Raw genomic sequence first — 13,104 nt, 5'->3', positions numbered from 1 at the left:
TATATGGATGCCCATGTGGTTTTTAGGAAAGTAGTACATGATACTATTTAACTACTGAACTATTTAATTGCTTCTATAATATCACGGGCGATCCATACACCACATGCACCAGCTTGAGCAAGACCACGAGTGATACCAGCCCCATCACCACCAACATAAAGTCCATCTATTTCAGATTCAAACTTATTATTAAGATTCGGTCGTGCAGAATAAAACTTTGCTTCAACTCCGTAAAAAAGTGTATGTTCAGATGCAAGACCAGGAGTTACATGGTTAAGTGCTTCTGTCATCTCTATTAAACTTTTCATCGTGTTATAAGGTAATACAAGGCCTAAATCCCCAGGTACTGCTTCTTTTAAAGTTGGTTCTAAAAACCCTTCCTTCATTCTTTTTTCAGTTGAACGGCGACCTTTTAATATATCACCATACTTTTGAACGATAATCCCACCGTTTGATAAACGGTTTGCTAATCTAGATACTTCGTGAGCAAACTCATTTGGTTGATCGAATGGTTCAGCAAATTTATGTGATACGAGTAAAGCGAAGTTAGTATTACTACTTCCTAGATTAGGATCTTTGTACGAATGTCCGTTAGCTAACATGATCCCAGAATGGTTTTCGACAACAACATGACCAGATGGATTACTACAAAACGTCCGAACCGTTGTACCTACAGAAGAATTGAATACAAATTTACCCTCATATAAATGTGTATTAATTTCCTCCATCACTATATCTGATGTCTCTACCCGAACACCGATATCTACTTGGTTATTTATCATGTTAAGTCGTCGTTTTCTAAATATATTTGATAGCCACGCAGAACCGTCACGTCCAGGAACAATAACGACTTTTTTAGATGTTATAATTTCACCGTTCGTAAGTTCGATTCCCTTAACGGTATGATGACCATCAACCCTTTCAGTAATGATATCGGTAACTTCAGTTTTAAATTTCATCTCTATTTTTCTTTTTAAGTATTCATAAATACTTTGTAGTATTTGAAGATTCTGTTCTGTTCCAAGGTGACGAACTTGTGCACGTAATAATTTTAAGCCTGCTGCATAACCTCTTTTTTCAATGTCGCGAACTTTTGAAGTTAAGGGGTCTGTAATTGTTTCTGTAGCTCCGTGTTGTAAGTTAATTTGATCAACATATTTTATAAGATCAACTACTTCAGAATTAGGCAGGTAATCTGTCATCCATCCGCCAAATTCACTTGTAATATTAAATTTTCCATCAGAGTATGCTCCTGCTCCACCGAAACCGTTTGTTATTGAACATGCTGGTAAACAACCAGAGAAATCTTTTTTTCCAGCTGGTGGAGGGCATTTTTGGATCTTTTTCTCTAGAATTGGACAATGTCTACTGTATATATCGTGACCTTTATCTATTAATAGGACATTGGCATGTGGCATTTTTAAGGAAATTTCATAACTAGTAAAAATACCAGCTGGTCCTGCACCGACAATAATTACATCATAATCAAAATTCATGAGAAATCCTCCATTGACTTTATATTGTGAATTTATAAATATTATTTTTTTACTCTAACCAGAGGATAATATAACAATAATTTAAATGGATGTCAATCAAATCACGAATAATATTAAAGTGATTAAATTAAAATGTTCGTAAAAAATATAAATTATTTCAAGAGTACTTTAATCGTTTTAATACTAGGCTAAAGATTCGTTTATAATATGTTTAGGCAGTGAATAATCATTATATTTCACTACCATCTCAATATATTTTTCAAGATGATAACGAATTTATGTAAGATTTTTTGAACGAATCTAATATGTGTAGCGTATTATTATTGATTCGAAGGCTTTGGTGATTGGGTTCCCATGAAGGAGGGTGGGTATGCAGGAACAAGAACTGATAGAGAAAGCAAAGGGAGGAGATTCAAGAGCTTTTGCAATATTATTTCAAGATCATTATCCCTTTTTAGTAAAGTATTTAATAAAAGTCACTATGAATTACAATTTGGCAGAGGAACTTGCTCAAGAAACGATGACAAAATGCATTGAAAAAATAAGGTTATACAATGGGAAGTCGGCTTTTTCTTCGTGGCTTATTTCTATCGCTACAAATGTTTATATAGATCAATGTAGAAAGAACAAACGTGAAAAAAAATGGCTTGAACAAATGCAAGCTTTGCGAGAAATGAAATGGCAGTTTGAAACCCAAAATGAGGATTGGACCGATGTTAATCAAGTATTGGGACAATTATCTAGTAATTACCGGATCCCCATTGTACTAAAGCATTATTATGGATATACGTATGAAGAAATATCAAAAATGCTTAATATATCAGTAGGTACGGCTAAATCACGTATTCATTATGGAATAGATAAGATTAGAAGGGAGTTGAAAATTAGTGACGAAAAACAAATTAACACACATAGACGACAAAAAAAGCTATAAGAGCACTGTGGAAGAGGTTAATAAAGGCTTAGCAAGTATCGATAATCAGTTCTCAATCGAAACACCAGATTTAAATTGGCTTGAACAAAAAATAGTAGCGGATAAATTAGCTTTGAGAAAGAGGTTTATACGAGATTTACTCATATACATTTTGATAACCTTGACCGTAGGCTCCGGATTAATTGTGATATTAACTAAATCGCCAGCAATTTTTGTTGCATTACAACTTGTTGTCACTGCCATCCTTCCAATTATCGTTTATTTTACAAAAGAGAAGCAGGTGGCTGATGGATGACTAGCGAAGAATTAGTTGTTATACCAATTGTAGCCATCATACTAATTACTCAAAGTACCTTGTTATTTTTTGACGCTAGAAAACATGGCTATAACTATTGGTTGTGGGGAATCATTGGGTTAATACAAGCCCCTATGCCATCGTTATTTTATGTGCTATTTGTGAGAAGAGGTGGATACTATTTTAATAGGAGAAATAATAAGCACAAAAAATGAAGTATTTCTTCATTAATAGAAAGAGGGGAATACCGTGAATGCTATTCAGATGGATAATTTAACGAAGTTTTTTGGTAAAAATCGAGGAATTGAAAATGTTACCTTAGAAGTAGAAGAAGGAGAAATATTTGGATTTATTGGACCTAACGGCGCAGGCAAAAGTACAACCATCCGTACATTATTAAACTTAATATATCCTACTAAAGGAAGCGCTACTGTTTTCGGAATGGATGTAGTAAAAGATACGAAAGAAATTCGTAAAATAATTGGTTACCTTCCTTCAGAGGTACATTACTACGATGATATGAAAGCCAAAGATCTACTTCAATATTCTTCGAAATTTTATAAACTAGATGCTACAGCTAAAATTAATGAATTAGCGGAAAGGTTAGATTTAGATTTAACGAGAAAGGTCGAAGATTTGTCATTTGGGAATAGAAAAAAAGTAGGAATCATCCAAGCTCTTCTTCATCAACCTAAACTATTAATTTTAGATGAACCTACAAGTGGATTAGATCCATTAATTCAACAAACGTTCTTTGATTTACTTCATGAATTGAGGAATGATGGAACAACCATCTTTTTCTCTTCACATTATTTAGGTGAAGTACAAAAAATGTGTGATAGAGTAGGAATTATTAAAGAGGGAAGGGTATTGAAAGTAGAACAGATTGAACAGCTCCGCCATAATCAATTTAAAAAGGTCTCAATTCAGTTCTCTGAACAACCGCCACAAGGCTTGGACTTAGAGGGTGTTATTAATCAAGAAGTAATTGGTGATGAAATGCATTTTTTATATAGTGGTAACGCAACTGCGCTAATTAAACAGTTATACAATTTCCAATTAACAGATATTAACATTGAGGAACCTTCATTAGAGGAAGTGTTCATGCACTATTATGAGAATTAAGGGGAGAAAAGCAATGTTATTCAAAAGGGAGTTTGTAAAAGCACAGAAAGCATTATGGATTTGGATAGCAGTTCTCGGAGGGTTAATGATAATGATGTTAAGTATGTACCCTTCTTTTGCGGAGCAGCAAGAAACATTAGATCAATTGTTAAATGCTTACCCAGAAGCTATGCTACAGGCATTTAACATGGATCAATTTAGCTTGCATACGGTTCTTGGATTTTATGCTATTGAAGGCTATTTGTTTACAACATTGTTCGGAAGTATATACGCGGTCCTACTTGCTTCTAGTATTCTCGTTAAAGAAGAAAGTGAGAAGACAGCAGAATTTTTACTTTCTAAACCGCTAACTCGAACAGAGATTGTAGGACAAAAATTATGCGCTGTGTTATTATCTTTAATAGTCTTTAATATAGCATTGTCGTTAATCACATACATTGGTTTTACGATAGCAGGTGATGAGCCTATAGAATCAAAGACATTTTTTCTAATCACCATAGCACCTTTTCTACTACATTTAACGTTTGCAGCAATTGCATTCTTCATATCTAGTGTGATGAAAAAATCGAGAAATATAATCTCTATATCGCTAGGTATTGTATTAATTTCATACTTTTTAGATATCATATCCGGCATTTCAAATAAATTTGACGCAATAAAATATTTTACGCCGTTCGAATATGTTGATTCCGCCTCAATCATGATTGATAACACGATAAAACCTCTGTACTTGATAATTATGCTCTTAATCATAACAGTGAGTTTCTTGGGGGCATTTACTGTCTATCGAAAAAAAGATATTGCCTCGTAACCATATATTTTTAAAAAAGTAGAATCATTTAAAAACCGTTACCCTCATAATTGAGGAGTAATGGTTTTTTGTTTAGCTTGCATTTCGCAATAACAGTTGTTTCTCGTGCTAAGAAGTAAACACGTTTCAAATACGGTTCGTAACACTTTTTCTTCCAAAATATCTTATTAATCCAAAATAACGCCGTTCGTTTGTTGTAGAAGGGCAACTAAATTTATGAAAAACACTATTGTGTAATAAAATACCATTAAAAAAAAATGAATAGACTATGATATTATTGTAAGTAAAGCCTGTTTTCGCATGGATTGTTACTTTTCTTTCTGAGAGAAGAGCATGTATACATTTAGTGTTCATATCTTTTCTAGTTTTAAGGTTATTGATTTTTAATAACAATAGCAACAAAGTTTAAGAGAAGAGCCAAATTTTATTACGAATAATGTTAAGCGACAAAACCTTTATAAAGCAAAAAATGTAAGTAATGGAGTTGAAAATAGATTGACTAAAATACTAAAACAAATATATAGGATTTTGAAAGTAGCTTTACTAGTTTTTGGTAGTGTCGAGTTAGGATTTGGCAGGCCGTTTTTAGGAGTTCTTTCTATGGGGGGATGGTTCTTAATTGATGGAGTTGAGAAAATAATACAGAATTTTAAAGAGGGTAATAGAAAAGGTATCATATTTAATGTGATATTTTTATGTGTGATCTTAGGATTTTTTTGGTGGCGAGGCTATGATATTTATAATTGGTACCATTTTGATTACAGATATTACATTCAATGAATTAATTCACATGGAAAAAACACTGATGCCAACTTCGTCCATGGCTGAATAAAGTTAAATATGTAAAACCGTCAGTACATATTAAGCTTGTAAGCTAATTATCTAGCAATAGAAACAGGTGAGAATATTCAATTACCTGTTTCTATTTGTCAGCTGTTATATTCGCAGTTTTGCAATGATGATTGTTTTTCTTAGACATAAACACGAAAGCAACTCTCTTTCGAGGTCATGAAAAATAGAGTGGCATGAAGATTCAGCTAGTTATAATAGCATTAAAGCTTTGCGGAAAAAGCCTTGAATTATTGTTCACGCACGTAGAGTTTTCTTCTCTGTTTGTTTACCAAGATGTAAATTTGAAGCTGTATAAATAACAAGACCGCACCAAATAGACGTAAAGCTTGCTAGGTGAACTTTTGTAAATTCTTCTTTAAAGATAAATACCCCAATTAATAAACTTATTGTAGGAGCTAAGTATTGAAAAAAACCATTCATTGATAACGGAATGCGTTTAACTCCCTCTGCAAAGCATATTAATGGTATCGCTGTTGCTACTCCACTTCCAATTAATAATAACACTGTGCTGAAAGAACTCGACAAGATCATGCCTGTGCCTTGTGCTTGTATCGTTCCAAGATAAATGAAAGCAATTGGAGTAACGATAGAGGTCTCTATTGCGAGACCGAACAGTGAGTCCAGTTTAACTAATTTTTTAGCTAATCCATATAGGGCAAAGGATAGTGCCAATGATAATGCAATCCAAGGGACCTTTCCATATTGCAAAGTTAATATTCCTACACCTATCCCTGCAAAGAGAACAGATATAATCTGCCATTTTGTTAATTTTTCCCGTAAGACGAGTACACCGAGTAATACACTTAAAAGGGGATTAATATAATAGCCCAAACTAGCCTCAACAAGGTGGTCGGTATTTACCGCCCAAATGTATATAAACCAGTTTCCACTTACTAAAATCCCTGCAAGAAATACGGCTGCCAATTTCTTCGGTCGATTTACTAATGAACTTAACTCTTTTTTTAAATTCATAAATTTATTTTTAAAAATAATAATTGATAAAACAAATATAAAGGACCAAATAATTCTGTGAGCGAGTATCTCACTAGCAGGAACATGCTCAATCATTTTCCAATATAATGGAAGTATTCCCCAAAGCACATACGCAATAATTGTATAAGATATTCCAACCTTAGTTTGCTTCAAAGTATATCACTCATTTCACTTAAGAATATTTTCTATTGTAGTCAACAACAGTGAAATGTGCAATAAAACAATTCTTCGATTTATAGCTATGATATTGTTCTGCTATAAAATATTCCAGAAAATTAAACGACATGAACACGATCGAGTAACCTTGTTGGAATGACGTGTATATCTAGTTGATTTGTTTGAAGACTTTTCAGTAGATCAGAACTGAGGAAAGAATACATTTAACAACCTTGATCAGATTTCGAGTAATCAAATAATCTTTGGATGCAGTATGGGAACAACTCGAGCATGGTGTCACAAGTATCATTAATATTTAGTCGCTCTGTCCATTTATGAGCATCTCGTCCTATTGGTCCAACATTTAAAACAGGTATATCTAAACGCTTTAAATCTTCAATTGGCAATGAATATCCATGATCCCAAAGTGGGAAATTAGCAATTAATGGTTGAATGGAAGATGGTGAATGTTGGAGTCCGACATAGCTTAAATCGGATATACCATTAAAAAAAAGCACTTGTTGAAATAATATGTTGTGTATGTTGTTAGCATGGATATTGATGTCTGACATAACTTGTTGAATCATTGGATGTTCATGAGAATAGACAGCTGGATAAAAGGGTGGAGCAAAAAAGAGTACGATCATCGGAGATAAATGTTTACACAAAGAAGAGAGTTGATCAACTAAACTAATAGTAAGCTCTCGATCATCTAGATTTTGGTTATGCTGTTCGAATATTTCTTGATGCAATGCTTCAATTCTTTCACTTCCGTACCTTTCTTTCGCGTATTTAACGAGCCCTTCATACGTATAAACTTTTACATGTAAGGATGGTGTTTCAGAATTTGTTAATGCTGCAAAGCTGCTAGCACTATCAACAAATGACTGTTGGATACGTAAGGCAGCTGTATTGGTAATTTTCTTTAATTCGTCTGTTAGTATATTCAATGGTTTTTTAAACATAAATACATTAAAGAGTGTCACAGCTTTATTTGTTACTTGAACAGAGTATTCTTTTTGTAGGTCATGTTGAATAAGGGCAGTTGGTGGTGGGGTTACTTCATTATTTATTTTTTCACAAAGAGTTGTATTTAACTCTAATTCATCGTTTATGATTGAAACCATGTAATTGGCATTTAGCCCTGAAAATGGCTCACCAACATGTGTTTCTTTTCCATAACAAAAAAAACCGGGCAAAACTTTGCCAATTGTTCCGGTATAAAGATATTTTGTTTGATCGCCTGGAAAGCGTGAAAACATCGGTTCCGAATTGAGTACAGCAGTATATGTTAATTTGTGAGTATTAGCTATTTCGAGAAGGGTAGGTATAGCAGATCTCATACCTACAGAATTCACTTCCTCATCAGGAACTGTTAGCAATAAAATATTTCCATCAAATTCTCCGTTGCATGCTAACTCAATCATTTGCATGTGCATAGCAAGGCCACATTTCATATCCATCGTACCTCTTCCGAATAACCAATCTCCAGTATCTAAATCATCTCTTACTTCTTTTGGCATCTCAAGTTTGTGTTTATAGAAATATGCTGTTAACTTTTTCGCATCAAAGGCAAGGTGATGGAGGTTGCCGTAATCAGCAACGTCAACGACGTCAAAGTGGCTAAGGAGGATGATGGTTTTTTTACATTTGTCAGACTTTTTAACTAGCGCTGTCGCAAAAAAACGTCCATCGTCTGTTGCATATAATGATATTTGATCTTGGTGATTTTGAAAATAGGGTAGTGACTCGAGTTCGGAGATTACAAATTGTGGTAACCATGTTTCTGCTTGTGAACCAGTGACACTAGGAATACTTACAAGCTGGCAAATAAGATCTATGAATTGCTGCTTTGATTGCCATTTATTACTCATATGATTATCCCTCCACATACTTTATAAAAAAGTTATTTATAATAAATCCTTAAATAACTCGAGGATTTTTCGCATTGTTTGTTCATATTGTTCTTAAATACAAGCACATATTTATCTAACGATCGTTGCATCTTTTCTACTTTTAAAATTATTGAGCTTTCAAATAAACTCATTATACTGTACATTTTTAGTAAACACTGCAACAGAGTTTACTTAATGAGCTTAATTAAATTTGTTAATTATTCTACTAGAAAAATTAACAAATGAATAGACTATTATTTAATTATTATCAAAGTTACAATAATGTGAATAAAATGAACACATTATAGAAAATGCATTCAATAATAATTCAATTGAAAACTTCTCCTAATTGACAGATCCGAACAAATGAGAAGTATATATGTTGTAGAAATGGTTCTGATCGAACATTTTATTTACTATTGTTAACAACTGACAACAATAACAAGTAGGTTATACGGTTGTTGTCATCGTTATAAAGAAAATAATACCCTCTGCATTAATTGTTACGTATTCCATGTACGAGCAACAATTATTAAAATCAATGAATTGAAGAAATAAGATCAATAATTATTAGGGGTAAAGTAAATGATTTCTTACAAAAATAATTCAGATAAATTAGTGATCATTGTTCATGAAATTTACGGTTTAAATAGGCATATGAAACATATATGTAAAGAACTATCAAATAAAGGCTTTGATGTGATTTGTCCCAATTTGTATAGTGAAAACAATGCATTTCATTACGATGAGGAGAAATTGGCTTATCACCATTTTGTTAATAAAGTCGGATTTGATCTAGCAACTACATACGTTAAGGAACTTTTAAAAAAATACAGGAAGGAATACAGTAAAATCTTTATTCTTGGATATAGTGTAGGTGGGACCGTCGCATGGCTATGCAGTGAAGACCAGAATTGCGATGGAGCTATTAGTTATTACGGCTCAAGGATAAGGGATTATCTTGACATGATTCCAACTTGTCCCACACTACTAATTTTCCCAGAGAATGAAAAATCATTTAATGTTGATCAATTAATTACTAAGCTAAAGGATAAAGAAAAAATCACCATTAAAAAATATAGAGCAAATCATGGTTTTAGTGATATCAACTCAGAGCACTATTGTGAATTATGTGCTGAATATTCATTTAACGAATTATTACGATTTATATGTAGTTGATAGGATGGGTTCTTTGTAAACTATGTTGTATTTTTTCACTTACATTTGTGTGTTATATGATTTTTATAGTCTATAAAGAAGATAAGGTGCCGAACATGTTTAGCTCTTATTATAAGGCTCTTTTCGTAAACTTTGTTCAAATAGTTCCTAAAACAGAAGATAAAGGTGACGTTTTATAGAAGAAGTATGCCCTGAATACTAGTTTTATACGTGTTAAATTTTAGTACGACATATATCATTTTATACGAAAACAGCTATTATAAAATGCAACAACTAATGTGAAACCAGCTATTAGAAATATCTGAACTAGGTAGAAATGTTAAAATTTTGCTGTTTCAAGCTGCACTTTTTTCCAAATTCATGAAACTTCATACTGTTTTTATTCGTATATTATATATAACTAAATGTGGGGGGATTTATATGGAATTTATGATACTTGGGTTTATCTTATTAGTTATTATTATCTCAATTACTGCTTTTAGTACTGGAAATGCTAACAGAACAAAACATCGTATTCATCATCGGACAAGTTCATCCACTAGTAGTAACGACGATGGAAATGGTGTAGGTTTATTTTCATCTGATTACGGTAACGGAGACAGTGGGGGCAGTGGTGACAGCGGAGGGGGAGGGGGAGAATAAATAAAACTGCTTTAATTAACTGTATGTTTAAATAAAATCCCATCAATGTGATTTTATATTTAGTCATCGTTGTACAGAAGAAAAAATGCCCACGACCTCTAGTGATACGTGTCTACATCTTAATACGAAAAACAACAACGAATAGGAAAACAGTCTAAATAAAAACCCCCTAACTGATTTATATTAGTTATTGGGGTTTTCTTCAGCAGCTTAGGTTTATCTATATATCTATAATCCTTTTAATTTGTTATACTTTTTCATTTAACCAATTTGCCATGACACTAAGAGCAAGGCCAAAATTTCCAACCTGACAGTGATTATGAGCATGATCATCTCTAGTGAAGACTCTTTCAGTTATAGACTTTGCATTCGTTAGAGCTTTTACTTGAATATCGTGCATCTTCAACGGTATAAAATGATCTTCTGACCCTGTTAATATTAATACATCTTGTGTAACGTGTTCTGATTTTAAATGTTCAGCATTGAATTCTAATAATGCCATGCCACCATCTAACGGAGTATCAGTTTTAGTAATGTACATTAAATTATCTGTTCCCCATTTCTCTTGCGGCATCATCTTCATTTTTACATCAGCCATCCAATACATTAATTTAGGGTGTTTGAAAAGCCATAAAGCAAATTTCTCAATTATAGGTGGGGGAATTTTCATGTAGTCGTAGGCTATACTAAGAGCTATAACTCGTTTAATTCTCTGCTCATGCGCAGCTGCTCTAAAACAGAGCCAGCCACCCATGGACACACCTAATAAGGTTACGTTATTTAACTGAAAGTAATCTAGAACTGCTTTCGTTGGTTTTTCCCACTCATAACTAAGTGCTAAGTCAGATTTTTTTAAGGCACCACCTTGCCCTGGACCTTCAAATAAAATGACATCATAGTTTAAATGTACAAAATAGTTTGCCATGGAGTATAGCTCTTCCATAAAGGAATCAAATCCTCCATGAATGACAATCGTTCCTCTGGCATTTTTATTGTTAGAAGGTAGTCTCATCGCAGGTAAGAATACATTTTCGTATGGTATGTTATAACGTTCAATATCATGTTCAACAAACAGGTCATTATAAAACATTTCAATGAATGTATCATAAAGACTTAACTTATCTGGGTCATTCGGATGAGTAAAAAATTCTGCAGCCCTGTAATAAAATGTGCCATTCATTATGCGTTTTTCATCAATAGCTTTTTCAGCCTGCCTTATCATTTCCTTTTTCCAATCTTCTAACTTTTTTATTCTGCTTGCTGCATCTACCATGTCTTCTTTTCGTGTGTATCCCATTGAATACCAGCGATTCATTTGATAGTCTATAATTTTTGTTTTATGAAAATCATGGTATCCTACAGGATAATCAAATTGAGCCATGTAATAACTCTCCTTTTCAAATTAAGCTTGTTATTTTGAAAACTAATTGAAGGCAGAAAGGAATTATAACTTCATCGATGCACAGATGTAGCATTTATTTATCTTACTCCAAATTATCAGGTGGTTAGGTAAAGACTTGAATCTTCAACTACTTTGCTGATGTCAACATGTGATAGTTTTGATCATCACTGATCTGCCAGGCCATTTTTCAGGAAATCAATTAAGTAGTTTAGGCTTGATTCATAGTTGTCAGGCTTTGACATATCAGCTACATCCACAATATTAGTGAACAAGAAGCCAATTAATGATTGGACGAATTCGAGTGGTAGTGTCTGCCTTATTTCACCTTTGTTATAGGATGCTTCAATGAGCTTGTTCATTTGATCATTATCCTGAAAATTATGCCTTGTCAATGCCTTTTCGTATATGTCAGTTCCTTTTTCTTTAATAAAGCTGTTTGCAAAACGGTTAATATCTGGGTATTTATTGGCAAATTGCATTCCAACCTGGATTTGTGTTTTAAATATTGTAAAAATGTCTTTGGAATAATCACTTGGCTTCATAACTTTGACAAGGAATTCTTGCTTTTTATGAATTAACATGTCTATGAGATTTAAGTAAAGATCTTCCTTGTTGTTAAAATGATAGTAAAATGATCCCTTACTCATATTCGCCGTCTTCAATATATGATTTAATGAGGCTTTGTCATAGCCTTTTTCCACAAATTCATTTAATGCTGCTTGCATTAAGTCATCTGAGTGTTCGAATTCTTTATTAAATCCTTGCGTCAATTACATCATCTCCTACAAGTTTTTAATCTTAATAGTTAGCTCTGTCCGTAAACTTTGTTGCTTTAAATCCTTATTCTGAAGATATAGACGTCGTTACTCAATATACATTGTTTTATATGTGAAATGATGGCACGAAATCTAGCTGTATTCGAGTTTGTGTTTTAGTTAAGTAAAACACGCTATGTGGAAATGGCCTAATAGTTAATGCTGCTTCCTTATTATACATAATAGACCGTATGGTCTAGACCGTCAAGTCTAATCCGGGGTAATAAGCATAAAATTAATGGTCATAGTGTGGGAAATATGAGAGCAAGTTACTAAGAAATTCATTGAATGATAAAGTTAAAACTAAAGACTTTTTTCGTGAACTTTGTTTTTTTACTAAAAATGGACAGTGTTATTAGTTTTATAGGAGATCAATAATTAAAAATGTAGAAAAGGTGTCTCGAACACTATATATACGTGTGTATATCTTAAAACTAAAAAGCAGCAACCATTGTGAAAATAGCAAATAAAAATAAGTTGGCAGGGAGCTTACTATATGACGAAAAAAT

Annotated in this window: 13 protein-coding genes; 8 read left to right on the top strand and 5 right to left on the bottom strand. The window is 33.0% G+C overall.

The window, feature by feature from the left end:
- Nucleotides 1-59: 59 nt before the first annotated feature.
- Nucleotides 60-1,496, bottom strand: a complete 1,437-nt coding sequence (locus tag SLH52_RS17570; RefSeq protein WP_320210573.1) for an NAD(P)/FAD-dependent oxidoreductase — start codon at nt 1,494-1,496, stop codon at nt 60-62.
- 370 nt (nt 1,497-1,866) lie between these two features.
- Here SLH52_RS17570 and sigY point away from each other — a divergent pair, with 370 nt between their 5' ends.
- The 6 genes from sigY to SLH52_RS17540 all read left to right on the top strand — a co-directional run bounded on the left by sigY (nt 1,867) and on the right by SLH52_RS17540 (nt 5,441).
- Nucleotides 1,867-2,430: an RNA polymerase sigma factor SigY gene (gene sigY / locus SLH52_RS17565; protein WP_320210572.1), complete on the top strand. Its 564-nt coding sequence runs from the start codon at nt 1,867-1,869 to the stop codon at nt 2,428-2,430.
- The gene (locus SLH52_RS17560) at nt 2,384-2,725 is read left to right on the top strand and encodes a YxlC family protein (RefSeq protein ID WP_320210571.1); all 342 of its coding nucleotides are present in this window, start codon (nt 2,384-2,386) and stop codon (nt 2,723-2,725) included. Before sigY ends, SLH52_RS17560 begins: the two co-directional genes overlap by 47 nt.
- The gene (locus SLH52_RS17555) at nt 2,722-2,940 is read left to right on the top strand and encodes a sigma-Y antisigma factor component (RefSeq protein WP_320210570.1); all 219 of its coding nucleotides are present in this window, start codon (nt 2,722-2,724) and stop codon (nt 2,938-2,940) included. Before SLH52_RS17560 ends, SLH52_RS17555 begins: the two co-directional genes overlap by 4 nt.
- A 34-nt stretch (nt 2,941-2,974) precedes the next feature.
- Nucleotides 2,975-3,850, top strand: coding sequence for an ABC transporter ATP-binding protein (locus SLH52_RS17550; protein WP_320210569.1), 876 nt, complete (start codon nt 2,975-2,977; stop codon nt 3,848-3,850).
- 13 nt (nt 3,851-3,863) lie between these two features.
- Nucleotides 3,864-4,661, top strand: coding sequence for an ABC transporter permease subunit (locus SLH52_RS17545; RefSeq protein WP_320210568.1), 798 nt, complete (start codon nt 3,864-3,866; stop codon nt 4,659-4,661).
- Between the two features lie 495 nt (nt 4,662-5,156).
- The gene (locus SLH52_RS17540; RefSeq protein ID WP_320210567.1) at nt 5,157-5,441 is read left to right on the top strand and encodes a hypothetical protein; all 285 of its coding nucleotides are present in this window, start codon (nt 5,157-5,159) and stop codon (nt 5,439-5,441) included.
- Nucleotides 5,442-5,747: 306 nt separating this feature from the next.
- On the opposite strand, the gene rarD is transcribed toward SLH52_RS17540, so the two are convergent.
- On the bottom strand, nt 5,748-6,659 hold the full coding sequence (gene rarD / locus SLH52_RS17535; protein WP_320210566.1) for an EamA family transporter RarD: 912 nt from the start codon (nt 6,657-6,659) through the stop codon (nt 5,748-5,750).
- Between the two features lie 227 nt (nt 6,660-6,886).
- Nucleotides 6,887-8,536 carry a M20/M25/M40 family metallo-hydrolase gene (locus SLH52_RS17530; RefSeq protein WP_320210565.1) on the bottom strand — a complete coding sequence of 550 codons (1,650 nt, stop codon included), beginning with the start codon at nt 8,534-8,536 and terminating at the stop codon, nt 6,887-6,889.
- Between the two features lie 606 nt (nt 8,537-9,142).
- Between SLH52_RS17530 and SLH52_RS17525 the strand changes: the two genes are divergently transcribed.
- A complete protein-coding gene (locus SLH52_RS17525; protein ID WP_320210564.1) occupies nt 9,143-9,736 on the top strand; it encodes a dienelactone hydrolase family protein in 594 nt (197 codons plus the stop codon).
- A gap of 420 nt (nt 9,737-10,156) precedes the next feature.
- Nucleotides 10,157-10,378: a hypothetical protein gene (locus SLH52_RS17520; RefSeq protein ID WP_320210563.1), complete on the top strand. Its 222-nt coding sequence runs from the start codon at nt 10,157-10,159 to the stop codon at nt 10,376-10,378.
- A gap of 247 nt (nt 10,379-10,625) precedes the next feature.
- Here SLH52_RS17520 and SLH52_RS17515 read toward each other — a convergent pair whose 3' ends face one another.
- Nucleotides 10,626-11,759: an alpha/beta fold hydrolase gene (locus SLH52_RS17515; protein ID WP_320210562.1), complete on the bottom strand. Its 1,134-nt coding sequence runs from the start codon at nt 11,757-11,759 to the stop codon at nt 10,626-10,628.
- 185 nt (nt 11,760-11,944) lie between these two features.
- Nucleotides 11,945-12,550 (bottom strand): TetR/AcrR family transcriptional regulator, encoded by a 606-nt coding sequence (locus SLH52_RS17510; protein ID WP_320210561.1) that lies wholly within the window; start codon nt 12,548-12,550, stop codon nt 11,945-11,947.
- Nucleotides 12,551-13,104: the final 554 nt, after the last annotated feature.

The sequence above is a fragment of the Cytobacillus sp. IB215665 genome, assembly GCF_033963835.1.
GTDB lineage: Bacteria > Bacillota > Bacilli > Bacillales > SM2101 > Nanhaiella.
Note: the sequence above shows the minus strand (reverse complement) of the source record. Positions and strands in the feature narration are given on the sequence as shown.